Annotated in this window: 24 protein-coding genes; 20 read left to right on the top strand and 4 right to left on the bottom strand. The window is 73.5% G+C overall.

From position 1 onward, the window contains the following. The first annotated feature begins 301 nt into the window (after positions 1 to 301). The 3 genes from LX83_RS14535 to LX83_RS14525 all read left to right on the top strand — a co-directional run bounded on the left by LX83_RS14535 (position 302) and on the right by LX83_RS14525 (position 3,033). Positions 302 to 1,105, top strand: a complete 804-nt coding sequence (locus tag LX83_RS14535) for an alpha/beta fold hydrolase (protein ID WP_407649587.1) — start codon at positions 302 to 304, stop codon at positions 1,103 to 1,105. Positions 1,106 to 1,227: 122 nt separating this feature from the next. Continuing rightward, the gene (gene mshA / locus LX83_RS14530; RefSeq protein ID WP_253772017.1) at positions 1,228 to 2,487 is read left to right on the top strand and encodes a D-inositol-3-phosphate glycosyltransferase; all 1,260 of its coding nucleotides are present in this window, start codon (positions 1,228 to 1,230) and stop codon (positions 2,485 to 2,487) included. A 51-nt stretch (positions 2,488 to 2,538) separates the two neighbouring features. Then, positions 2,539 to 3,033: a type III secretion system chaperone family protein gene (locus tag LX83_RS14525; RefSeq protein WP_253771472.1), complete on the top strand. Its 495-nt coding sequence runs from the start codon at positions 2,539 to 2,541 to the stop codon at positions 3,031 to 3,033. Between the two features lie 7 nt (positions 3,034 to 3,040). Here the strand turns inward: LX83_RS14525 and LX83_RS14520 are convergent, their stop codons facing one another. Further along, positions 3,041 to 3,412 (bottom strand): OsmC family protein, encoded by a 372-nt coding sequence (locus LX83_RS14520; RefSeq protein WP_253771470.1) that lies wholly within the window; start codon positions 3,410 to 3,412, stop codon positions 3,041 to 3,043. A 195-nt stretch (positions 3,413 to 3,607) separates the two neighbouring features. Here LX83_RS14520 and LX83_RS14515 point away from each other — a divergent pair, with 195 nt between their 5' ends. Beyond that, positions 3,608 to 4,558 carry a DUF4349 domain-containing protein gene (locus LX83_RS14515; protein WP_253771468.1) on the top strand — a complete coding sequence of 317 codons (951 nt, stop codon included), beginning with the start codon at positions 3,608 to 3,610 and terminating at the stop codon, positions 4,556 to 4,558. A 56-nt stretch (positions 4,559 to 4,614) separates the two neighbouring features. Here LX83_RS14515 and LX83_RS14510 read toward each other — a convergent pair whose 3' ends face one another. Further along, positions 4,615 to 5,382 (bottom strand): class I SAM-dependent methyltransferase, encoded by a 768-nt coding sequence (locus LX83_RS14510; protein WP_253772015.1) that lies wholly within the window; start codon positions 5,380 to 5,382, stop codon positions 4,615 to 4,617. 134 nt (positions 5,383 to 5,516) lie between these two features. On the opposite strand from LX83_RS14510, the gene LX83_RS14505 reads away from it, so the two are divergent. Together LX83_RS14505 and LX83_RS14500 are read left to right on the top strand one after the other, a co-directional pair. After that, positions 5,517 to 6,134, top strand: a complete 618-nt coding sequence (locus LX83_RS14505; protein ID WP_253771466.1) for a TetR/AcrR family transcriptional regulator — start codon at positions 5,517 to 5,519, stop codon at positions 6,132 to 6,134. 410 nt (positions 6,135 to 6,544) lie between these two features. Next, complete coding sequence (locus LX83_RS14500; RefSeq protein ID WP_253771465.1) at positions 6,545 to 8,104, top strand: 4-coumarate--CoA ligase family protein; 1,560 nt, start codon at positions 6,545 to 6,547, stop codon at positions 8,102 to 8,104. Positions 8,105 to 8,117: 13 nt separating this feature from the next. Here the strand turns inward: LX83_RS14500 and LX83_RS14495 are convergent, their stop codons facing one another. Next, positions 8,118 to 8,564, bottom strand: a complete 447-nt coding sequence (locus LX83_RS14495) for a nuclear transport factor 2 family protein (protein ID WP_253771463.1) — start codon at positions 8,562 to 8,564, stop codon at positions 8,118 to 8,120. A gap of 224 nt (positions 8,565 to 8,788) precedes the next feature. Between LX83_RS14495 and LX83_RS14490 the strand changes: the two genes are divergently transcribed. Beyond that, on the top strand, positions 8,789 to 9,538 hold the full coding sequence (locus LX83_RS14490; RefSeq protein WP_253771461.1) for a phosphoglyceromutase: 750 nt from the start codon (positions 8,789 to 8,791) through the stop codon (positions 9,536 to 9,538). Between the two features lie 45 nt (positions 9,539 to 9,583). Here LX83_RS14490 and LX83_RS14485 read toward each other — a convergent pair whose 3' ends face one another. Further along, positions 9,584 to 10,240: a helix-turn-helix transcriptional regulator gene (locus tag LX83_RS14485; protein ID WP_253771459.1), complete on the bottom strand. Its 657-nt coding sequence runs from the start codon at positions 10,238 to 10,240 to the stop codon at positions 9,584 to 9,586. A 99-nt stretch (positions 10,241 to 10,339) separates the two neighbouring features. Here LX83_RS14485 and LX83_RS14480 point away from each other — a divergent pair, with 99 nt between their 5' ends. From LX83_RS14480 to LX83_RS14420, 13 genes are all read left to right on the top strand, one after another. After that, on the top strand, positions 10,340 to 11,338 hold the full coding sequence (locus LX83_RS14480) for an oxidoreductase (protein WP_253771457.1): 999 nt from the start codon (positions 10,340 to 10,342) through the stop codon (positions 11,336 to 11,338). 197 nt (positions 11,339 to 11,535) lie between these two features. Beyond that, positions 11,536 to 12,906 (top strand): sensor histidine kinase, encoded by a 1,371-nt coding sequence (locus LX83_RS14475; protein WP_253771455.1) that lies wholly within the window; start codon positions 11,536 to 11,538, stop codon positions 12,904 to 12,906. Beyond that, positions 12,903 to 13,583: a response regulator gene (locus LX83_RS14470; protein ID WP_253771453.1), complete on the top strand. Its 681-nt coding sequence runs from the start codon at positions 12,903 to 12,905 to the stop codon at positions 13,581 to 13,583. The genes LX83_RS14475 and LX83_RS14470 overlap by 4 nt, the downstream gene beginning before the upstream one ends. 73 nt (positions 13,584 to 13,656) lie before the next feature. Further along, complete coding sequence (locus tag LX83_RS14465; RefSeq protein ID WP_253771451.1) at positions 13,657 to 14,610, top strand: Ppx/GppA phosphatase family protein; 954 nt, start codon at positions 13,657 to 13,659, stop codon at positions 14,608 to 14,610. 576 nt (positions 14,611 to 15,186) lie between these two features. After that, a complete protein-coding gene (locus tag LX83_RS37820) occupies positions 15,187 to 16,557 on the top strand; it encodes a hypothetical protein (protein WP_301328241.1) in 1,371 nt (456 codons plus the stop codon). Between the two features lie 3 nt (positions 16,558 to 16,560). Continuing rightward, entirely contained in the window at positions 16,561 to 17,370 is an 810-nt protein-coding gene (locus LX83_RS14455) for a sugar phosphate isomerase/epimerase family protein (protein WP_407649568.1), read from the top strand. Between the two features lie 109 nt (positions 17,371 to 17,479). Further along, entirely contained in the window at positions 17,480 to 18,397 is a 918-nt protein-coding gene (locus LX83_RS14450) for a proline dehydrogenase family protein (RefSeq protein WP_253771447.1), read from the top strand. After that, positions 18,394 to 19,260: a thioesterase family protein gene (locus LX83_RS14445; protein WP_253771444.1), complete on the top strand. Its 867-nt coding sequence runs from the start codon at positions 18,394 to 18,396 to the stop codon at positions 19,258 to 19,260. Before LX83_RS14450 ends, LX83_RS14445 begins: the two co-directional genes overlap by 4 nt. Before the next feature lie 253 nt (positions 19,261 to 19,513). Next, entirely contained in the window at positions 19,514 to 20,326 is an 813-nt protein-coding gene (gene proC, locus LX83_RS14440; RefSeq protein WP_253771442.1) for a pyrroline-5-carboxylate reductase, read from the top strand. A 184-nt stretch (positions 20,327 to 20,510) separates the two neighbouring features. After that, positions 20,511 to 20,729, top strand: coding sequence for a helix-turn-helix domain-containing protein (locus LX83_RS14435; protein WP_253771440.1), 219 nt, complete (start codon positions 20,511 to 20,513; stop codon positions 20,727 to 20,729). A 253-nt stretch (positions 20,730 to 20,982) separates the two neighbouring features. Continuing rightward, positions 20,983 to 21,084, top strand: coding sequence for a 30S ribosomal protein bS22 (locus LX83_RS14430; RefSeq protein ID WP_076993459.1), 102 nt, complete (start codon positions 20,983 to 20,985; stop codon positions 21,082 to 21,084). 196 nt (positions 21,085 to 21,280) lie between these two features. Next, a complete protein-coding gene (locus tag LX83_RS14425) occupies positions 21,281 to 22,324 on the top strand; it encodes an NAD-dependent epimerase/dehydratase family protein (protein WP_253771438.1) in 1,044 nt (347 codons plus the stop codon). Positions 22,325 to 22,358: 34 nt separating this feature from the next. Next, positions 22,359 to 23,405, top strand: coding sequence for a lysophospholipid acyltransferase family protein (locus LX83_RS14420; protein ID WP_407649565.1), 1,047 nt, complete (start codon positions 22,359 to 22,361; stop codon positions 23,403 to 23,405). The last annotated feature ends 43 nt before the right edge of the window (positions 23,406 to 23,448 follow it).

Here is a 23,448-nt window from a genome sequence, read left to right as displayed (position 1 = left end):
CGATCGGGGAACCGGACGGCTGGCCGCGCCCGCACCCGCCGCGGCCAGGGCCGAGCGTGGTGGTGTGTCCGGGACCGGCCCCGGGTGTTCCAGGACACCGGGCCCACCGAGCGGAAGCATTCGATGACCGGCGGCGTTGGGTTGGGCGGTGGAGTCAGGCCAACGTCCAGTGAGGTGGTCATCGGTGGACCGAGCACAGGCGCGCCCGACAGCGCACAGCCCAGCCGGGGGACCGGCGCCCGCCGCGCCGGCGCGGGTCGAGCGCACGACCGTGACCTCGGCCGACGGCACCCGGCTGGCACTGCGCTGGGCCGGGCCGGCCGACGCGCCCGGGCTGGTGCTGGTGCACGGCTGGGCCCAGTCCGGTGACGTGTGGCGGGGCCTGCTCGCCGACCCGCGGCTGACCGACCGCTACCGGGTGGTGGCCGTGGACCTGCGCGGCCACGGCGACTCGGACGTGCCGGACGCCGCCACCGGCTACGCGGACTCGGCCGACTGGGCGGCGGACGTGGCCGCGGTGCTGGCCTGGCTCGGCCGGCCCAGCGTGCTGGTCGGCTGGTCCTACGGCGGCCTGGTGCTCACCGACCACCTGCGCGTCCACGGCACGTCCGGCGTGGCCGGGCTGGCGCTGGTGGGCGCGCTCACCGAGATGGGCCGGGGCCGGCAGGGCGGCTGGATCGGCCCGAGCATGCGCCGCGCCGGGCCGCCCGCGCGGGCCGAGGACCCGGCCGTGGCCGTGCCCGCGCTGCTGGAGCTGGTCACCGGGATGTCGGCGAGTCCACTGCCCGGCGCCGACGTGCAGCGGCTGCTGGCCGCCGCGCTGCGGGTGCCGCCGGCGGTGCGCGCCGCCCTGGTCACCAGGCAGGTGGACAGCGCCGAGGTGCTGGCCGCCGTGGACGTGCCCACCCTGGTGCTGCACGGCACCGAGGACACCGTGGTGGACCCGGCCGCCGGCCGGTACGCGCTGAGCCAGGTGCCGGGCGCGCGGGCCCACTGGTTCACCGGCGTGGGCCACCTGCCCTTCGTCGAACGGCCTGAGGAGTTCACCGCCGCGCTCGCCGACTTCACCGCCGAGTGCCTGGACCGAGTGGGGACACTGCCGTGACCGACCACGCCACCCAGCTGTCGATCCGCCCGACCCGCACCGCCGACGACCAGCCAGGACCCGACCGGTCCCTGCACACCGCGACGAGCCGGGACGGCATCCCGAGCCAGGCCGCCCACCGGCTGCGCCGGGTCGCGGTGCTGTCCGTGCACACCTCCCCGCTGGAGCAGCCGGGCACCGGCGACGCCGGCGGCATGAACGTCTACATCGTGCAGACCGCCACCCGGATGGCCGAGCGGGGCGTGGCCGTGGAGGTGTTCACCAGGGCCACCTCCTCGGACCTGCCGCCCAGCGTGGAACTCGCCCCCGGGGTGACCGTCCGGCACGTGGCGGCCGGGCCGTTCGAGCGGCTGGGCCGCACCGAGCTGCCCGCGCAGCTGTGCGCGTTCACCGCCGGGGTGTTACGCGCCGAGGCCAGGCAGGAGCCGGGCCACTACGACGTGGTGCACTCGCACTACTGGCTGTCCGGGCAGGTCGGCTGGCTGGCCAGGGACCGCTGGGGGGTGCCGCTGGTGCACACCGCGCACACCCTGGCCAAGGTCAAGAACGCCGCGCTGGCCGACGGCGACCGGCCCGAGCCGCGCAGCCGGGTGATCGGCGAGGAGCAGGTGGTGGCCGAGGCCGACCGGCTGGTGGCCAACACCCGGGTGGAGGCCGACGAGCTGATCCAGCTCTACCAGGCCGACCCGGCCAAGGTGCTGATCGTGCCGCCGGGCGTGGACGTGGACCGGTTCACCCCGGGCGACCAGGCCGCGGCCCGGGCCGAACTGGGCCTGCCGCCGCACGCCGTGGTGCTGGCCTTCGTCGGCCGGATCCAGCCGCTCAAGGCGCCGGACGTGCTGGTGCGGGCCGCCGCCGAGATGCTGGCCCGCCAGCCGGAGCTGCGCGAGCGCCTGGTGGTGCTGGTGGTCGGCGGGCCGTCGGGCAACGGCCTGGACCAGCCCGAGGCGCTGCGCGCGCTGGTGGCCGCGTTGGGCGTCGGCGACGTGGTGCGCTTCCTGCCGCCGCAGCCGGGGCCGGATCTGGCCCGCGTCTACCGGGCCGCCGACGTGGTGGCCGTGCCCAGCCACAACGAGTCGTTCGGCCTGGTGGCACTGGAGGCCCAGGCGTGCGGCACGCCGGTGGTGGCGGCCAGGGTGGGCGGGTTGCCGGTGGCCGTGGCCGACGGCTCCTCCGGGCTGCTGGTGCGCGGTCACCACCCGGTGGACTGGGCGAGGGCGCTGGAGCGGGTGGCGCTGCGGCCGGGCTACCGCGCGCAGTTGGCGGCGAACGCGCCCGGCCACGCCAGGGGCTTCTCCTGGGACCGCACGGCCGCGGCACTGCTGACCGGGTACGCCGAGGCCGCGGGCGCGTTCACGGCGAGCCTGCGGTCCGCACAATAGGGACCGGCAGCGCGGGGCGGAGCAGTGGGCAACCAGTGAGGAGGTGCCGGCGTGCGGGAGCGGCTGGCCGAACTCGACCGGATCATCTCGTCCACTTTGGACGATCGTGAGCTGACCTACCAGCGCGAGGACGTGGGCCAGTACTTCGTGACCCTGCCGGGCAGCAAGAAGCTGCAGACCAACTGCTGGCTGGTCCTCGGCGCGCACGCGCTGCTGGTGGAGGCGTTCGTCTGCCGCCGGCCCGACCAGGCGCACCAGGACGTCTACCAGTTCCTGTTGCGGCGCAACGCCAAGCTCTACGGCGTGCACTACACGCTGGACGCCGCCGGCGACATCTACCTGGTCGGCCGCGTCGGCCTGCACGCGGTCACCCCGGACGAGCTGGACCGGCTGCTCGGCCAGGTGCTCGACGCGGCCGACAACGACTTCAACACCCTGCTGGAGATCGGGTTCGCCGACGCGATCCGCCGGGAGTGGGACTGGCGGGTCTCCCGCGGCGAGCCCCTGCACAACCTGCGGGCGTTCCAGCACCTCATCACCGAGTAGCAGCGGGTCAGGCGGGTTCGAACACCAGCGCCTTGCTCAGGGTGGAGCGCACCGGTGAGCACTCGACGCGCGCCACGATCGCGGCGCGGTGGGCCTCGAGTTCCGGGGCGAGCAGGAGGTCGTAGCGGAACCGCGTGGTCGACTCCTCGCGTTCCAGGTGCACCCGCACACCCACCTCGGCGTCGGTGACGCCGAGATCGGCCAGTGCCATCCGCGCCGAGATGGTCATGCACGTGGCCAGGGCGGCCTCCAGCAGTTCGTGCGGTCGCATGCCCGCCGAACCGCCGACACCGGCTTTGTGCGTGTCGGCGACGCTCTCGTTGCCGCCCGCCCGGAACCGGACCTGCCAGGGCGTCGCAAGGGCCTCTGCTTCGACCACTGCCTTACCTCCTCCTGCGGCCGCCTTGCCTCGTCAGCGGGAACGACCCGCGGGAGCGTAACCGATCCGCCCAGATGATGAGAAGAAATGTCCCACATGATGGACGATCGCCCGAAGTTGGTGGGTCAGCGCAACGCGGCTGGGCGCGTGCTCCGTCACACACCTGACCAGACCACGTGACGGAGGGGGACTCGCGTGCGCAGGACCACACTCGTGGCGTTGGCCGCGCTGGGCGTGCTCGGCCTGGTGTCGGGCTGCTCGGCGGGGGCCGGGGAAACGGCCTCCGTGGCCGAGCAGCCCGTTCCCGGCGTCGCCACCAACAGCCCGGGCGAGGGCAAGGCCGACAGCCAGGCCGGCGGCGACCAGAACAGAGCCGGCACCGCCACCCCGGACACCGGCCAGCCCGGCACCGCCGCCGACCCGAGTGCCGGCCGCGCGGTGGTGCGCACCGCCGAGGTCAACCTGACCAGCACCGACCCCGCCCAGGTGGCCAGGCGGGCCAGGGACGCGGTGACCGCGGCCGGCGGCCACCTCGCCGAGGAGGAGTCCGCCCCGGCCCAGGTGCGGCTGACCCTGCGGGTGCCGCCGGACCGGCTGGACGCGGTGCTGGACGAGTTCGGCCGGCTCGGCCAGGTCGAGTGGGTGCGCCAGACCAGCCAGGACGTCACCGGCCAGGTCGCCGACCTGGACGGCCTGATCAGCGCGCAGCAGGCCAGCGTCGACCGGGTGCTGGCGCTGTTCCAGCAGGCCAAGACCATCGGTGAGATCACCCAGGTGGAGAACGAGCTGACCCGGCGGCAGGGCGAACTGGAGTCGCTGCGGCGGCGCCGCGCCGGCCTGGCCGACCAGGTGGCCCTGTCCACGGTCACGCTGACCATCAGCGCCACCTCGCCCGCTGGCGAGCCGGCCGAGGAGTCCACCGGGTTCGTCGACGCGCTGGCCGGCGGCTGGCGCGCGCTGACGGCCGTGCTCGGCGGGCTGCTGGTCGGGCTGGGCGCGGTGCTGCCGTTCCTGCTGGTGTTCGGGGTGCCGGTGGCCGTGGTGCTGTGGCTGGTGCGCCACCGCCGCCGCCGCGCCGCTGGCCGGGCCAGGGCCGCGCTGGCCCCGGCCGGCACGGTGGACCCGGCGGGCACGGCGGCCGACTGAGGGCGCGGCCTCGGGCGGTGGGGGCCTCGGGTGGCGGGGCCGCGGGCGCGGTGGGATCAGGCCGGGTCAGGTGTCCGGGCCGCGGTGACCACCACGGTGGTGTAGTGCGCGGTGAAGGCACCGCCCAGCGCGTCCACCGCCGCCCCCATGCCCGCCAGCAGCTCCGCCAGGGTGTCCGGGGGCAGCCGGGTGTGGATGCCCTGGGTGGGCAGCAGGTCCAGCCACTCGTCCCGGGTGTAGGACAGCTCCCAGTCGAACCGCCACCGCTCCGGCGCGCCGAACGCGCCCGCCCGCCGCATCCCGTCGGCCGCCTTGTCGCACATGGCGCCGTAGGGGTCCTGGTCCCTCATCGCGGCGGCCTGGGCACCGAGCGAGTCGGGCAGCACCCGCCGGTAGACCTCGACAACGGCCTCGGCCAGCTCGGGCGGGGCCTGGAACGCGTTCCAGAACACGGCCAGCCGGCCGCCGGGCCGCAGCACCTGGGCCGCCTTGGCCGCGCCGGCCACCGGGTCCACCCAGTGCCAGGTCTGCCCGGCGATGACCGCGTCGCAGGTGTGCCCGGCCGGGTCCCAGGCCTCGAACGTGCTGACCGCCACCTCGGTCCCGGCGCGCCGCGCGAACGCGGCCATCCTCGGGTCCGGCTCGACGCCGAGCACCCGGCAGCCGGCCGCCTGGAACTGCCTGGCCGCGATGCCGGTGCCGGTGCCGACGTCGAGCACGTCCGGCCCGGGGCTGGCCGCGACGATCCGCTCGACCAGGGCGTCCGGGTAGCGGGGCCGGGTGCGGTCGTAGCGCTCGGCGTCCACGCCGAACGACTCGGCCATCTCCCGGGCCTGGTGCGGCTCACGGGGGGTGGGTGGGGTGGGCTCCGCTGAAGTGGGCATGCGCCCACCGTAGTGGGCACTTGCCCACTTGTACAGTCGGGCGGGGAACCGACCAGGAGAGGCAGGGGTGTCCGGTGCCGACAGGCGTCCACCTCCGGGATGTGCGCGAGCAGCTGTTCGGCGCGGCCGAGCGGGTGCTGCTCCGGGACGGGCCGAGCGGGCTGACCAGCCGGGCGGTCACCACCGAGGCGGGGTGCGCCAAGGGCGTGCTGCACCGGCACTTCACCGACTTCGACGGTTTCCTCGCCGAGTTCGTGCTGGACCGCGTCGACCGGATGGACCCGCAGGCCGCCGCCCTGCGCGAGGCCGCGGGGACGGGCACGGTCGTCGGCAACCTCACCGACGCGCTGGTGGCCGTGTTCTCCTCGGTCGCGGTCGCGATCGTCCCCCTGGTCACCTTCCGGGACGAGCTGCGCGCCCGGCTGCGCCAGGCCTGGCCGGCCGGTGTCCCGGTGCTCACCGAGGCGTGCGTCATGGTCGCCGGCTACCTCACCGCCGAACGGGACCTGGGCCGGATCGCGGCGGACGCCGAGGTCGACACGCTCGCGGCCACCCTGATCGGGACCGGGCACCTGCTGCACGCCGACCGGACGGGCACCGCGCCGGAACGCGCGGCCCTGCACCGGGTGGTGACCACGGTCCTGGCGGGTGTGCTGCGCGGAGAACGCCCGGGCCGGCCCCGGGTGGACTAGACCAGCGGGGGCGCGAGGCGGCTCGGGAGAGAGGGGGAGTCGTGCGTCGAGCCGCCCCGCGTCAGGTCCCCGCTGCGGCGGTTCCACCGGCGGGGGGTCCCGGGGAACCGAGCGGGCGCGATCCGCCAGGGGGGGGAGACGGACCACGATGGCTGCTCGTCGCGACCCGGGGAGTGCGTGGGAGCCGGTTCGCGGTGAGCCCTGTCAACTTGGCAGAAGCGACGAGGTGCCCACAAGGTTTCGCCGCTGCTCCATTCGTGTGTTCTTAGCCGTGTTAATTAACTGTGGGGTAGCTGCCGGTAGCGGAGCGTGGCTCCCTTGACGCTAGTCTGTGGCCTGCATCACGATCGCCGTGTCGGGGTGAGCGGCTCAGGTCGGTGCTGGCACGGCAGGTGAACAAGGGGGTTCCGATGGTCTTCCGCAGCCCGTTCCCGGACGTCGAGGTGCCGGAGGTGGCACTGCCCGACTACCTCTACGCGAACATCCGCGACCACGCCGACAAGCCCGCGCTGATCGACGGGGTGACCGGTCGCGCGCTCACCTTCGCCGAACTGGCCGGGCAGGTGGACCGGCTCGCCGCCGCACTGGCCGAGCTGGGCATCGGCCGCGGTGACGTGGTGGGCCTGTTCAGCCCCAACACCCCCGCCTACGCCGTGGTCTTCCACGGGGTGCTGCGCGCCGGCGCCACCGTCACCACGGTCAACGCCCTCTACACCGCCGACGAGGTGGCCACCCAGCTCATCGACGCCAAGGCGCGGCTGCTGTTCACGGTGTCGGCACTGGTGGAGCGCGCCGACGCGGCCGCCCAGGCGGCCGGCGTCGAGGAGGTGCTGGTGCTCGACCGGGCCGAGGGCCACCGCGCGCTGGCCGACCTGCTGGCCACCACCGCGCCCGTGCCCGAGGTGCGGGTGGACCCGGTCGAGGACATCGCCGTGCTGCCCTACTCCTCGGGCACCACCGGGCGGGCCAAGGGCGTCATGCTGACCCACCGCAACCTGGTGGCCAACATCGTGCAGAGCCAGGCGCTGATGAGCCTGGACCCGGCGCGCACCCGGGTGCTCGCCGTGCTGCCGTTCTTCCACATCTACGGCATGACCGTGGTGATGAACCACCTGCTGGCCATCGGCGCGACCGTGGTGACCCTGCCCCGCTTCGAGTTGGCCCAGTTCTGCGCGACCGTCGCCGCGCACCGGATCAACCGGATCTACATCGCCCCGCCGATCGCGGTCGCCCTGGCCAAGCACCCCGTGGTCGACGAGTACGACCTGTCCTCGGTGGAGGTGCTCTTCTCCGGCGCCGCGCCGCTGGACGCCGAACTGGCCGCGGCCGTGCGCGCCCGGCTGGGCTGCGCCGTGCGGCAGGGCTACGGCATGACCGAGATGAGCCCGGTCAGCCACGCCATCCCGGACGACCGCGACGACATCTCGCTGGACACGGTCGGGCTGACCCTGCCGAACATGGAGTGCAAGATCGTCGACCCGGTCACCGGCGCGGAGGTCGGCGTCGGCGAGCGCGGCGAGCTGTGGTGCCGGGGCCCCAACGTGATGAAGGGCTACCTGAACAACCCGGAGGCGACCAGCGCCACCCTGGACGCCGAGGGCTTCCTGCACACCGGCGACGTGGCCACCGTGGACGAGAACGGCTGTGTGTCCATTGTGGACAGGGTGAAGGAGCTGATCAAGTACAAGGGCTACCAGGTGCCCCCGGCCGAGCTGGAGGCGCTGCTGCTCACCCACCCGCGCATCGCCGACGCGGCCGTGGTCGGGGTGCGCGACGGCGACGGCGAGGAGGTGCCCAAGGCGTTCGTGGTCAGGCAGGCCGGCGCCACCGACCTGGACGCCGCCGCGGTGATGTCCTTCGTCGCCGAGCGGGTCGCCCCGCACAAGAAGGTCCGGGTGGTGGAGTTCGTCGACGCCATCCCCAAGTCCGCCTCGGGCAAGATCCTCCGCAAGGACCTGCGCGCGCGGTAGCCCTGGTCGGTCGTCAGCCCTGGTCGGCGCAGGCCTGCGCGATCGCGGCGGTGTCCCAGTAGAACGGCCACACCTCGGTGATCCGGCCGTCGGCCACCACCACCCGCTGCAGGATCGGGAACTCCAGGACGCGGCCGGTCGCCCTGGCCGTGGCCCGCACCTGGGTCAGCACCGCGATGTCCGGCCCGTCCACCAGGAACCGCTGTTCCCCGATCTCGAACGACTCCCACGCCTGGCTCATCGCCACGAAGAACCGCTCCATCCCCGCGTGCCCGCGCCACGTCCCGCCGTAGGGCAGCCCGTCCGCCTGGTGCAGCACCACGTCCGGCGCGAAGAACGGCGCGAGCGGCGCGAAGTCGGCCACCCCCGGCCCGCCCGCCGCCAGGTACCGCGCCTCGGCCGCGTACATGCCCCTGAGCACGGCCAGGCCGTCCCCGGCCGACCCGGCGGGTGCTGCCACCGCCGCGCTGGACGGTGTCGCTGCGTCGGGGGATGCCACCGCGTCGGGGGACGTTGCTGTGTCGGCTGGTGTCGCTGTGCTGGGTGGTGTCGCTGTCACGCCCCCAGCCTGACCGCGCGCACCGCCCCACGCTGGCGGTGATCGGACCTGTACCTCTGCCGTGCTGGCCCGTGGCGGGTCGGGGTGGCTGACTTCGGGCTGGTCAGCTCTGGCAGGCTGGACGCATGGGTGCTGTCGGAACTCTGGTGCTGCTCCGCCACGGCGAGAGCGTGTGGAATGCCGAGAACCTGTTCACCGGCTGGGTGGACGTGCCGCTGTCGGCCAAGGGGGAAGCCGAGGCGCGGCGGGGCGGCGAGCTGCTGCGGGACGCGGGCCTGCTGCCGGACGTGCTGCACACCTCACTGCTGCGCCGGGCCATCTCGACCGCGAACATCGCCCTGGACGTGGCCGACCGGCACTGGATCCCGGTGCGCCGGGACTGGCGGCTCAACGAGCGCCACTACGGCGCGCTGCAGGGCAAGAACAAGAAGCAGACCCTGGAGACCTACGGCGAGGAGCAGTTCATGCTCTGGCGCCGCTCCTACGACACCCCGCCGCCGCCGATCGAGCCGGGTAGCGAGTTCAGCCAGGACACCGACCCGCGCTACGCCGACCTCGGCCCGCACGCGCCGCTGACCGAGTGCCTCAAGGACGTGGTGGCCCGGCTGCTGCCCTACTGGGAGTCGGCCATCGTGCCGGACCTGCGGGCCGGTCGCACCGTGCTGGTCGCCGCGCACGGCAACTCGCTGCGCGCGCTGGTCAAGCACCTGGACGGGGTCTCCGACGAGGCGATCGCCAAGCTGAACATCCCCACCGGCATCCCGCTGCGCTACGACCTCACCGACAACCTGGAGCCGGTCACCCCGGGCGGGGTCTACCTGGACCCGGAGGCGGCCAAGGACGCCATCCAGGCCGTGGCCAACCAGGGCCGCTGAGCCCACGGCCGCCGGCCGCCCGGTGCGATCCGGGTGGCCGGCCGGTCAGATCAGGCCCAGTTCGTGGGCGCGCACACCGGCCTGGAAGCGGGAGTCGGCACCGAGCGTGGCCATGAGTTCGGCCACCCGGCGCCGGTAGGTGCGCAGGGACAGGCCCAGCCGGCGGGCCGCGGTCTCGTCCTTGCAGCCCGAGGCGAGCAGCTCCAGGATGCGCGGGGCCAGCGGGCGCAGCTCGGCCAGGCTCCGGTCGACCACGTCCAGGTCGGTGGCGGCGCGCCAGGCCGCGTCGAACAGCGTGCGCACCGCCTGCACCACCTCGGGCAGGAACACCACGCTGTAGCCGCGTGCCCCCCTGGCCGTGTCACCGGCCAGGATGGCCACCCGCCGGTCGATGATGATCGTCTCGTTCAGCTCGTCCACGCCGATGCGCACGGCCACGCCCTGCTTGCTGACCTGGTGCACGTGCTGCGCCTCGGACGGGTCGAGCAGCATGCCGGCGCGGAACAGCTTGCGCACCCGGGGCGCGCCCGCCGGCCGCTGCCCGGCACGGGTCGTGTCCGGCACGGCGTGGCCGCGCCGCCACGTGTACAGGGTGTTGGCGGCGCAGCAGATCTCCTCGGTGGCGGTGGCCAGCAGGTGGGCGGTGCGCTCGTGCAGCTCCCGCTCGCCGTGCACCACCACGACCTGGTCGGTGGTGTCCATCGCGGTCGAGTGTCCGCCCGCCGCGCGGCGGTGGACAAGGATTGGCAGCATGCTGCCAGTCGGCGGCGCCGGCCGGGGGCGCTCGCCAGGCTGGGCCCCATGACCGCGACGAACAGCACCGCGACGAACAGCACCGCGACGAACAGCACCGCGACGAACAGCGCTGCGACGAACAGCGCTGCGACGAACAGCGCTGCGACGAACAGCGCTGCGACGAACAGCACCGCGTCCACCACCCCCGCCGCTGCCGCCGGCTTCCACCTGCTGGGCGGTGACCTGCGGGTGGCCCGGGTGGGCTTCGGCGCCATGCGGCTGCCCGGGCGGTCCTGGACCGGGCCGGCCGGCGACCGGGACACCGCGCTGGCCGTGCTGGCCAGGGCCGTCGAACTGGGTGTCAACCACATCGACACCGCCGACTTCTACTTCTGCGAACAGCTGTTCGCCAACGACCTGATCCGGGAGGCCCTGCACCCGTACGCCGACGACCTGGTGATCGCCACCAAGGTCGGTCCGGCGCGCGGTCCGGACGGCAACTGGCAGCGCGAGGCCAGCGCGGCCGAACTGCCCGCCCAGGTCGAACGCAACCTGGACCAGCTGGGGCTGGACCGGCTCGACCTGGTCTACCTGCGGGTCGGCGGCCTGGAGTTCAGCGACGAGTCGCTGGCCGAGCGCTTCGAGGTGCTGGCCGGCCTGCGTGAGCAGGGCCTGATCCGCCACCTGGGCGTCAGCAACGTCAACCCGGCCCAGTTCGCCGAGGCCCAGCGGATCGCGCCGGTGGCGGCCGTGCAGAACTACTTCAACCTGGCCCACCGCGACCACCCCGAACTGGTGGCGGCCTGCGCCGAGCAGGGCATCGCCTACGTGCCGTTCTTCCCGCTCGGCGGGCACGAGCTGATCAACGACCCCAGGGTGGTGGCCGTGGCCGACCGGCACGGCGCCAGCGTCGCGCAGATCGCGCTGGCGTGGCTGCTCGACCAGACCCCCACCACGCTGGCCATCCCGGGCACGGCGGCACCGGACCACCTGGCGGAGAACGTGGCCGCCGCCGGCATCGTGCTCACCGAGCGTGACCGGGCGGAGTTGGCGCCGCTCGGCTAACCGGCCGCGACCAGCCGGTGTCGGACCGCTGTCCACCGGGAGACCAACCGGTGGTTCGCGGATCATGCATTTGGGTGAACACACAATGACCGGCTGGGTAACGTCACGTGGCAATTGCCCGGTTGTGGTGTCACTGCCATCACGGTTGCCGCCCGAGGGGTAGCCGGCAGGGGTTATTCCCCGCATACCATGCGGCCGTGACCGCAGCGGGCTACTTCGCCCTGTCGATCGCCGTCGGGCTGGTCGGCGCGGCTGTTGGCTTTCTCGTTGGCCACTACTCAGCGCGACGATCCGCTCGCCGCTCGTCCGTCCTCACCGTCGCCGACCTCGTCCAGCGCGTGGTGCACACCTCGCACAACGGGATCGCGGTGCTGAACAGGTTCGGCGACGTGGTGCTGCACAACCCGCGCGCCGACGAGCTGGGCGTGGTGCGCAACAACCAGCCCGACCCCAGGGCGCGCAAGGCCGCCGAGATGGTCCGGGCCAGCGGCGAACCAGTGCAGGTGGACCTGGCGCCGATGGAGACCGGCCGGGGACGGACGCCCGAGGCCGTGCAGGCCGAGGTGCGTCCGCTCACCGAGGGCTTCACCGTGGTCGACGCGGCCGACGAGTCCGACGCGGTGCGGCTGGAGGCCATCCGCCGGGACTTCGTGGCCAACGTCAGCCACGAGCTGAAGACCCCGGTGGGCGCGCTGGCGCTGCTGGCCGAGGCCGTGCTGGACGCCTCAGACGACCCGGTCGAGGTGCGCCGGTTCAGCAGCAAGATCCTGCACGAGGCCACCCGGCTCGGCACCCTGGTCACCGAGCTGATCGCGCTGTCCCGGCTGCAGGGCGCGGAGAAGCTGCCCGAGCTGGCCGCGGTCGAGGTGGACACCGTGATCAGCGAGGCGCTGGGCCGGTCCCGGCTGGCCGCGGAGTCGGCCGGCATCGAGATCTCCACCGACGGCCCCAGCGGCCTGGTGGTCGAGGGGGACCAGCCGCTGCTGATCACCGCGCTGAGCAACCTGCTGGACAACGCCGTGGCGTACTCGCCGGCGGGCAGCCCGGTCTCGATCAGTCGGCGCGAGGTCGACGGCTTCGTGGAGATCTCCGTGACCGACCGGGGCATCGGCATCGCCAAGGACCAGCAGCAGCGCGTGTTCGAGCGGTTCTACCGGGTGGACAAGGCGCGCTCGCGGGCCACCGGCGGCACCGGGCTGGGGCTGGCCATCGTCAAGCACGTGGTGGCCAACCACGGCGGCCAGGTGCGGTTGTGGAGCGAGCCGGGCACCGGGTCCACGTTCACCGTGTGCCTGCCCACCCACCGCGGCCAGGACGGCCAGGGCCCGACGGCCACGGCACCGGAGGCGGTGCCGCCGCTCACCGTCGTCGACGACGGCGCAGACCCCGTCGGACCAGCCCCCGTCGGACCAGCCCCCGCCGGACCAGCCCAGTCCGGACCGGCCCCGACCGGCGTGGCCCCGACCGGTGTGGCCGCGCTGGTGGGGCACGCACAACTCGGCCACGGCGGTGGCCCCGGGGTGACACGCGGTGCCGGTTACCGCACTGATCAGGGAGGAACACCGTGACCAGGGTGCTCATCGTCGAGGACGAGGAGTCCTTCGCCGACCCGCTGGCTTTCCTGCTGCGCAAGGAGGGGTTCACCACAGCGGTGGCCACCGACGGCCAGCAGGCGCTGGAGGAGTTCGACCACAACGGCGCCGACATCGTCCTGCTCGACCTGATGCTGCCCGGCATGAGCGGCACCGACGTGTGCAAGGCGCTGCGCCAGCGCTCGACCGTTCCGGTGATCATGGTGACGGCGCGGGACAGCGAGATCGACAAGGTGGTCGGCCTGGAACTGGGTGCCGACGACTACGTGACCAAGCCGTACTCGGCGCGCGAGCTGATCGCCCGGATCAGGGCGGTGCTGCGGCGCGGTGGCGAGGCCGAGGAACTGGCCCCGCAGGTGCTGGCCGCGGGCCCGGTGCGGATGGACGTGGAGCGGCACGTGGTGTCCGTGGCCGGCCAGGACGTGAGCCTGCCGCTCAAGGAGTTCGACCTGCTGGAGTACCTGCTGCGCAACGTGGGGCGGGTGCTGACCAGGGGGCAGCTGATCGACCGGGTGTGGGGCGCGGACTACGTCGGCGACACCAAGACGCTGGACGTGCACGTCAAGCGGCTGCGGTCGAAGATCGAGCCGGACCCGTCGCTGCCCAAGCACCTGGTGACCGTGCGCGGGCTGGGCTACAAGTTCGAGGCCTGACGCGCCGCGACCAGCCGGGTGCGGCCGGTACAGTGACCCCGGACACTCAGTCCGGACGGGTACCGTTCACGGCGTGCGCCTAGGGGTGCTTGACGTGGGGTCGAACACCGTCCACCTGCTGGTGGTGGACGCGCATCGGGGTGCCCACCCGACGCCGATGCGGTCGGAGAAGTCCGTGCTGCGCCTGGCCGAGCAGATCGACGGCGACGGGCGGCTGACCTCGTCCGGCGCCGACCGGCTGGTCCGTGCCGTCGCCTCGGCCTCGGCCGCCGCGACCAGGCTGGGCTGCGACGAGCTGATGGGGTTCGCCACCTCGGCGGTGCGCGAGGCGACCAACGCCGGCGCCGTGCTGGACCGGGTGCGCGAGGAGACCGGGGTGCGGCTGCGGGTGCTCTCCGGCGAGGACGAGGCCAGGCACACGTTCCTGGCGGCCCGCCGCTGGTACGGGTGGTCGGCGGGGCGCCTGCTGCTGCTCGACATCGGCGGCGGCTCACTGGAGATCGCCCTCGGTCGCGACGAGGACCCGGACCTGGCTTGTTCCCTGCCGCTGGGCGCCGGCCGGCTGACCAGGACCCGCCTGGTCAGCGACCCGCCGACCAAGCAGGCGGTCACCGAGACCGCCGAGTGGCTGGACGACCAGCTCGCGCCCGTGGCCGAGCAGGTGCGGGCGGCGGGCCGGCCGGACCGTTCGGTGGCCACGTCCAAGACGTTTCGTACGCTGGCCAGGCTCACCGGTGCGGCGCCGTCGTCGGCCGGCCCCCGGGCCACCCGGGTGCTCACCGACAGCGGCCTGCGGCAGCTGATCGCCTTCATCACCCGGATGTCCGCCGCGGACCTGGCCGAGTTGGAGGGGGTCAGTGCGAGTCGAGCGCACCAGCTGGTGGCCGGGGCACTGGTGGCCGAGGCCGCGATGCGGGCGATGTCACTCAGGCAGTTGGAGATCTGCCCGTGGGCACTACGGGAGGGTGTCATCCTTGCGCGGCTGGACCAGACTGACGCGGCAGACCACACTGATTGGTCGGGCTGACATTCGACCACAGCGAGATGGCAGCGATCGCGGATCGACCGGCGTAGCCGGTCGGGAGCTGGAACGACGCAGTTCGACCGGCGTAGCCGGTCGGGAGCTGGAGCAACGCAGTTCGGCCGGCGTAGCCGGTCGGGAGCTGGAGCAACGCAGTTCGGCCGGCGTAGCCGGTCGGGAGCTGGAACGACGCGGTTTGTCTGGCCGATGGGTTGGGCAGGAGCTGGAGCGACGCGGTTCGGCCGGCGTGGCTGGTCGGGAGCTGGAGCAACGCAGTTTGACTGGCGCAGCCGGTCGAGAGCTGGAACGGCGCAGGTCGCCTGGTCGGCGGCGCGGGCGAGGGCCTGAGCGACACCGACCGAGGAGCGGACCGAGCGCGGAGCCGAGCGAGCGAACGGGAAGGGGGTCCCGCATGGCCCAGGACACCACGGGCCGAGACAACCGGGTTGTGGCGCGGATCGTCTGGCAGGGCCAGGCGGGAGCTGAGTTGGCACAGGTCGTCTGGCAGGGCCAGGCGGGAGCTGGACTGGCACGGTTCGTCTGGCAGGGCCAGGCGGGCCGGCACGGGGCACGGTGGAAGTGATGAGTCGAGACGACGGGTCGGAGCGCACCCAGCGCACCGTGGCGGAGCTGCTCGCCCAGCACGGCGGCGGCTCGGACCCGGCCAAGCCGCGTCGTCGACGCCGGCGCGCGGACGATGCGACCGACACCGCACCGCAGGCCATCATCGACCGGGTGGTCTCCGACACCGGACGGTTCCTGCCGGTGCGCGACGAGCCGGGTGTGCACGAGCCGATCAGCGAGGCGCCGCCGGGGCCGGGCCGCCCGGTGCCCGGACCGCCGGTGGCGGGCCCGCCCACGGGCACCGGCCCGGTGGGTGGTGGCCTGTCCGGCCGCTACCTGCCCGCACCCGAGGACGAGCCAGGCCCGGCGCAGCAGCCCCCGGGCGCGCCGTACGGCAGTCCCCGACCAGGGTCGACCCGGGTTCCGCCGGCCGGGCCGCCGGCGGGCCCGCCGACCGGCTACTTCCAGCCGGCCGCCCCGGTTCCGCCGGAGCGGTCCGAGCCGAGCCGGCGGCTGGGGCCGCCGCCGATCGACCCGGCCGCGGACACCACGCAGGTGCCGCCGATCCAGGACTTCCCGCCCCGGCCGAACCCGGTGCGGTCGGATCCGGTGCGGCCGGATCCGGTCACCGAACAGATCCCGGTCGTCGACGACCGCGATGACGCCTACGGGCCCGAGGATCCGCCGGTCGGCCTGGCGCGCCGTGGCGAGCCACCCGCCGGGCTGGGCCAGCGCCCGCCCGTGCCTCCGGCCCGGCCGCAGGAGGTGACCAGTGACGACTGGTTCACCGGTCCGCACCAGCTGGGGCTGGAAGTCGACGACCAGGAACTCACCCAGGCGCACGGCACGCCCCTTGTCGCGGACGAGCCGGCCGGGCCCGACACCGGCGAGGACTTCGCCGACTACCCGGACCACGACACGCCGGCCGGCACCGGGTTCGACGGCCCGGGGGCTGGCGGCCCGGGGTTCGGCGACGCGGGGTTCGGCGGGCACCAGACCGCTGACCGCGGGCCCGGCGCCGAACCGGACAGTGGCGCTGTCGACCCCGACATCGACGCCGACGCCGGGGTCACCGAGGACGTCGGAGACGTCGAGGACGAGGACGCCGAGGCGAGCGCGGCCCGTTCCCCGGTCAAGGAGTGGCTGGCGATGATCGGCCAGCTCGCGGCCGGCGTGGTCGGCGGTGCCGGGCTGTGGCTGGTCTTCCAGTGGCTGTGGCGCACCCTGCCGGCCGCCGCCCTGGTCGCGGCCCTGGCCGTGGTGGTGTGCCTGGTGATCGTGGTCCGCAAGATCCGGCGCAGCGACGACGTGCAGACCATCGTGCTCACCGTGTTCGTGGGGCTGATCGTCACGGTCTCCCCGGCCGCACTGCTGTTGGTGGGCCAGTAGGTGGTGGACAGCAACCCGACCGTGCCCATCGGCCTGTCCACCGCGTCGGTGTGGCCGCGCCCGGCCGCGCACGCCTTCCAGCTGGCGGCCGAGCTGGGCTACGACGGCGTCGAGGTGATGGTGTGGGCCGACCCGATCAGCCAGGACGTCGGCGCGCTGGACCGGTTGGCGCAGCGGTACGGCGTGCCCGTGCTGGCGGTGCACTCGCCGTGTCTGCTGATCACGCAGCGGGTGTGGTCGCCGGACCCGGTCGACCGGTTGCGGCGCAGCGTGGTGGTGGCGCGGCAGCTGTCGGCGCGCACGGTGGTGGTGCACCCGCCGTTCCGCTGGCAGCGCCGCTACGCCGAGGGGTTCGCCGACCTGGTCGGGGAGCTGGAGGCGGACGGCGACGTCGAGGTGGCGGTGGAGAACATGTTCCCGGTGCGGCCGCTGGGCCGGGACCGGGCGGTGCGGGTGTCCGCGTTCCGGCCGTCCATCGACCCGACCGACGTCGGCTTCGCCCACTACACCCTGGACCTGTCGCACACGGCCGCCGCTGGCGTGGACGCGCTGGAACTGGCCAAGCGGATGGGCGGCGGCCTCACCCACGTGCACCTGGCCGACGGCTCGGGCGCGGCCAAGGACGAGCACCTGGTGCCGGGTCGGGGAAACCAGCCGTGCGCGCAGGTGTGCGAGGCACTGGTGCGTGACGGGTTCGCCGGCCAGGTCGTGCTGGAGGTCAACACCCGGCGGGCCAGGGGAGCGGACGAACGGGCCGAGATGCTGGCCGAAGCCCTGCTGTTCGCCCGCCTGCACCTGCGCCCCGGCCGGTAGCCGGCGGGCGGTCGGCGCGCTGTCCGGCCGCCCGAGCCGACCTGGGCATTGATCAACTTCCCCGGGGTAACCGTGTTGGCCGCACCCGTCGGCCCGTACAGTCACTCCCGTGAAACCGTTGCACGCACTGGTCCTCGCCGTGGCTGGCAGGGACGCCGTGCAGCGGTTGGCGTCCAGTCCACTGGTGCGCGAGGAACTGGTGCCCCGGTTCCTGGCCGGGGAGGGTGCCGCCGACGCGGTCACCATCGCCGGTCAGCTGATCGCGGCCGGGTTCACCGTCACCCTGTCCCACCTCGGTGAGCACGGTGCCGACCGGTCCGGCGCCGGCAGCCGCGCCTCGGCCGAGCGGGTCGTCCAGGAGCACCTGAACCTGTTGGACCGCTTGTCCGCCAAGGGTTTGGCCGGGCACGCCGAGATCAGCCCGCGACTGTCCGCGCTGGGGGCGGCACTCGGGTGGGGGCTGGTCGCGGACAACGCCGCCCGGTTGTGCGCGGCCGCCGCGCGGTACGGCAGCGGCGTGACCCTGGACGTGGACGTCGCCGAGGACACCGACACCGGTTTGGCCGTGCTCGCCGAACTGCGCCAGCGGTGGCCGTGGGTGGGCACCACCCTGCGGGCTGGTCTGGACCGCACCCTCGACGACTGCCGGGCACTGGCCGCCGCGGGCGCCCGGGTGCGGTTGAGCGACGGGGGTGGGCCGGCGCACGGCGTGGCCGTGAACTTCGTGCGGTGCGCCAACGTTCTGCTCGCCGGCGGCGGTCATCCGGTGTTCGCCACGCACGACCCCCGGCTCGTGCGGATCACCGTCGAGCGGGCGCGGTGGCACGGCCGCCGACCGGACAGCTACGAGCACCAGTTCCGCCACGGGCTGTGCCCCGCCGAGCAGCACCGGCTGGCCAGTGCCGGCCACCAGGTGCGGGTGCACCTGCCCTACGGCGAGCAGTGGTACGGCCACCTGCTGCGCCGGCTGGCCGAACGGCCCGCCAACACCACGTTTCTCCTGCGAGCATTGGTCAGTCGTCCATGACAGCACATTCCACACCCCCGGCCCGCCAGGGCCAGCACGGCGCCCAGCCCTTCCAGTTGGCCACCTCGGTCCGCCCGCTCGGCGACGGGACGTTCACCACGTCGCTGCCTGCGGAGTGGACCATCGCCGGAAAACCCCACGGCGGGTTCCTGATGGCGTTATTGGCCCGCGCGGCGATCCAGGCGGTGAACGTCCTGCCGGCCGGGCGGGACGGCGAGGCCCTCGCCCCGGACCCGCTCGCGGTGAGCGCCCAGTTCCTGCGCGCGCCCGAGGTCGGACCGGTGCTGCTGCGCACGGAACTCCGCAAGTCGGGTCGGACCGCGAGCATGGTGGCCGTGCAGCTGGAACAGCGCGGACGGTCCTGCGTGGAGGCGTCGGTCACGGTGGGGCGGCTGCCGCACGAACAGCCGGCCTACACCGACCTGCCGAGCATGCCGGTCGAGCCGCCAGCCAATGCCGTTGACATGTCCGCGACCCCGGTCGCCGAGGTCATGAACCTGCTCGGCCCGTGCGACGTGCGGGTGGACCCGGCGGACGTGGGGTTCCTGCACGGACGGATCGGTGACTCGCTGCGCCTGCGGCTGTGGGCCCGACCGCGAGTGGACCGGGCTGACGCGTACTTCGCCCTGCTGGCCGGGGACATCTCCGTGCCGGTCACCTTCCACCTCGGCCGGTTCGGCTGGTCGCCGACGGTGCAGCTGACCGCGTTGCTGCGGGCCAACCCGGTGCCGGGCTGGCTGCGGGTCGAGGCGAGCTGCCGGTCGGTGAACGGCCAGTGGTTCGACCAGGACGCGCTGGTCGTGGACGCGGCCGGGCGGCTGGTCTGCCAGGCGCGGCAGCTCGCCCTGACGCCGGCGGGCTGACGCGGCTGACGCGGACCGGGAAACCGCTTACCCGGTGTGTGGGCAGGGGGTTCGGCCCCCGCGTCCACTACCACGTGAACCGGCCACTCGCCAACCGGGTGAACGCTGATCGGCCCGAGTTGTCCACACCCCGGGTGGTTGTCCACAGGCGACGCCAGCACCCCGTCCGCGCGGGGTGGGGGTGGATAGGCTGGACCCGGGGTCGCCCCCCTGGGAGGGCGGGGGCTGGCCGGGTCATGGCACCCTGAAGGGCATGACCACGATCGCCGTCCTGGGTGCTGGCAAGATCGGTGAGGCCCTGCTGTCCGGTCTGGTGCAGGCGGGCCACGACCCGGAGGAGCTGCTGTTCACCGAGCGGTCCGCGGAGCGGGCCAGCGAACTGGTGAAGCGGTACGGCGTGGTCGAGGCGGACGTGGCCGGGGCGGCCACGCGGGCCGACGTGCTGGTGGTGGCGGTCAAGCCGCAGGACATCGAGCCGCTGCTGGACGAACTGGCCCCGGTGGTCGACCGGCGGACGCTGGTGGTCTCGCTCTGCGCCGGGCTGCCAACCAGCCTGTTCGAGCGCCGGCTGGCCGAGGGCACGCCGGTGGTCCGGGTGATGCCCAACACCCCCATGGTGGTGGGCGCGGCCATGAGCGCGATCTCGGCGGGCCGGCACGCCACCGACGAGCACCTGGCGCTGGTCGAGCGGCTGCTGTCCAGCGTCGGCCGGGTCGCCCGGGTGCCCGAGGCGCAGCAGGACGCGGTGACCGCGCTGTCCGGCTCCGGGCCCGCGTACTTCTTCTACCTGGTCGAGGCCATGATCGACGCGGGCATCCTGCTGGGCATCCCGCGCGCGCTGGCCACCGAGCTGATCATCCAGTCCGCGGTGGGCGCGGCCACCATGCTGGCCGAGAGCGGCGAGCACCCGGTGACCCTGCGCGAGGCGGTCACCTCGCCGGCCGGCACCACCATCATGGCCATCCGCGAGTTGGAGCGGCACGGCGTGCGCGCGGCCATGCTCGCCGCGATCGAGGCGGCGCGGGACCGTTCGGAGGAACTGGGCCGGGCCCACCAGGACGACTAGTCACGCCCTGTGCCTGGCTCACCCCGCTCTAACGAGTGGCCCACTGCCTCCGTTGGGTGCATCAGGCCGTCATCACCGTCGCAGGGGTCCCACCTGTCCCGCTACCCTCGGAGAAGCACGTGCGTGTCGATACCGTCGGTGGGGAAGCCGACGGCGCGACACGTGTCGAAGGACTCGGTGACGCATGCCGACGCAGAAGAAGGAGAACGATCAACCCGGCCTCGCACAGGTGCAGTTCCTCACCGTCGCGGAGGTGGCCGCCATGATGCGTGTCTCCAAGATGACCGTTTACCGGTTGGTTCACTCGGGTGAGCTACCCGCTGTGCGGGTGGGCAAGTCGTTCCGGGTGCCCGAGAAAGCCGTTCACGACTACCTGCACAACGCCTACTTCAACGCGGGCTGAGCGGCGGTGCCGCCGCCGGGGTCGTCAGCCTGACCGGCGCCTCGGCAGCGGCCTGTCCGGGTCGTTGTCGCGGTGTCCGGTCCGGTGGCCGTCCCTCGCCCGCGCCGCCCCCGTCCGGAACACCCTGAACAGCCCAGGTAAGGTGAAGGGCCGTTCGTGGCTGGTGCCTGCCCGCGCTCGGGTTTCGAGGACGCGGTGTGGCGCCGGCGCATGGAAAGCGTGAACGACCAACGACGACAGCGAGGGATCCCGCATGGGCTCGGTCATCAAGAAGCGCCGCAAGCGCATGTCTAAGAAGAAGCACCGCAAGCTGCTGCGGAAGACCCGCCACGCGCGTCGCAAGCAGGGCAAGTAAGGGTCGGTCGACCGACCTCGGCACAACGCACCGGTCCCGCGACCGCGGCCCACCACGGGCTGCGGCTCGGGACCGGTCGTGGTTTGCTTGACGTTGTCACCGCCAGGCTGACCTGCGCCAACACTCCGGGCCTTCCACCGTGGCCGCGGGTCGACCGCACCGGCGGTGGTCCCACTACACGCGCGCGGGGGGTCGGATGGCGCCCAAGGTGGTTCTCGTCACCGGAGTGAGTCGCTTCCTCGGCGGTCACCTGGCCGCCCGGCTCGCGGCCGACCCGGCCATCGACCGGGTTCTCGGTGTGGACACCGTGCCGCCCTCCCGCGACCTGCAGCGCCGCATGGGCCGGGCCGAGTTCGTCCGCGCCGACATCCGCAACCCGCTGATCGCCAAGATCATCGCGAGCACGTCGGTGGACACCGTGGTGCACGCCTCCATCACCGCCACCCCGCAGGGCTCCTCGGGCCGGGCGGCGATGAAGGAGATGAACGTCATCGGCACCATGCAGTTGCTGGCCGCCTGCCAGCAGGCGCCGACCGTGCGCCGGCTGGTGGTGAAGTCCACCAGCGCCGTCTACGGCGCCTCCTCCCGCGATCCCGCGGTGTTCACCGAGGACATGGGGCCCAAGGACCTGCCGTCCAGCGGCTACGCCAAGGACGCCGTCGAGGTCGAGGGCTACGTGCGCGGGTTCAGCCGGCGCCGCCCGGACGTCGCGGTCACCACGCTGCGGTTCACCAACTTCGTCGGCCCCCGCATCGACACCGTGCTGACCAGGTACTTCGCCATGCCGGTCGTGCCGGTGATGGTGGGCTACGACGCCAGGGTGCAGCTGCTGCACTCCGAGGACGCGCTGGCCGTGCTGGAGCGGGCGGCCCGCCACCACCTGCCCGGCACCTACAACGTGGGCGCGGACGGCGTGCTCATGCTGTCCCAGGCCATTCGCCGGGCCGGGCGGATCGCGCTGCCGGTGCCACCGGTGGCGGTGCCCGCGGTCGCCAGGCTGGTCCGCTCGGCCGGGCTGGTCGACTTCCCCCCGGACCAGCTGCGGTTCCTCCACTTCGGTCGGATCGTGGACACCACGCTGCTCAAACAGGAGTTCGGGTTCACTCCGCGGTGGACCACCCAGCAGGCGTTCGACGACTACGTGACCGGGCGCGGCCTGCGGCCCCTGGTCGATCCGGACCGGGTGAGCGCCGTGGAGCGGGGAATCCTTGACGTTGCCGGAAAACTGCGCGCCCGCTGACCGCGCGGCGCGCCAGGTGAGGAGGACGGACGCTGTGCCCGACGCGCGCGTGATCCCGCTGCCCGGCCTCGGACCGGCCACCCCCGACGAGTCGAGCGGGACCGAACCCGAAGGCGGAACAGCCCCGAGCCCAGAGCGGGGGCACTCCGAGCCAGCGCACCCCGAACCGGAGCGCCCCGAAGCGGAACACCCCGAAGCGGAGCGGCCGCGGTCGGTGGCCGGGGACGAGCCGGGCACACCCGGGTGGGAGCGCGCCCTGGCCGGTGCGCTGGCGTTCGTGCGGCGGCGACTGGCCGGCGAGTACCAGGTGGACGAGTTCGGGTTCGACCCCGACCTGACCGACAACGTGCTGCTGCCGGCGCTGCGGCCGCTGTACGAGAACTGGTTCCGGGTCGACGTGATCGGCGTGCACAACCTGCCCAGCCAGGGCGGGGCACTGGTGGTGGCCAACCACTCCGGCACGCTGCCGCTGGACGCGCTGATGACCGCCTACGGCGTGCACGCCGAGCACCCGGCCCACCGCTACCTGCGGATGCTCGGCGCCGACCTGGTGTTCCGGCTGCCCGTGGTGGGTGTGCTGGCGCGCAAGAGCGGGCAGACCCTGGCCTGCCACCCGGACGCCGAGCGGCTGCTGCGCTCGGGCGAGCTGGTCGGGGTGTGGCCGGAGGGCTTCAAGGGCGTGGGCAAGCCGTTCCGGGACCGGTACAAGCTGCAGCGGTTCGGCCGGGGCGGATTCGTGTCCGCGGCGCTGCGCACCGGCGCGCCGATCGTGCCGTGCGCGATCGTGGGCGCGGAGGAGATCTACCCCAAGATCGGCGACATCAAGGCGCTGGCCCGGCTGCTCGGGCTGCCGTACTTCCCGGTGACCCCGACCTTCCCGCTGCTCGGGCCGCTGGGCGCGGTGCCACTGCCGTCCAAGTGGTACATCGAGTTCGGCGAGCCCATCCCGACCGACGGGTTCGGCGAGGGCGCGGCCGACGACCCCATGCTGGTGTTCAACCTGACCGACCAGGTGCGGGAAACCATCCAGCAGACCCTCTACCGCCTGCTCACCCAGCGACGGAACGTGTTCCTCGGGTAGTCACCCGTCCCCTTTCGGGGCTGTCCCGCTGGCTACGATCGGG

This window comes from Goodfellowiella coeruleoviolacea (assembly GCF_024171785.1).
Taxonomy (GTDB): domain Bacteria; phylum Actinomycetota; class Actinomycetes; order Mycobacteriales; family Pseudonocardiaceae; genus Goodfellowiella; species Goodfellowiella coeruleoviolacea.
This window is presented reverse-complemented; position numbering and strand designations above follow the sequence as displayed.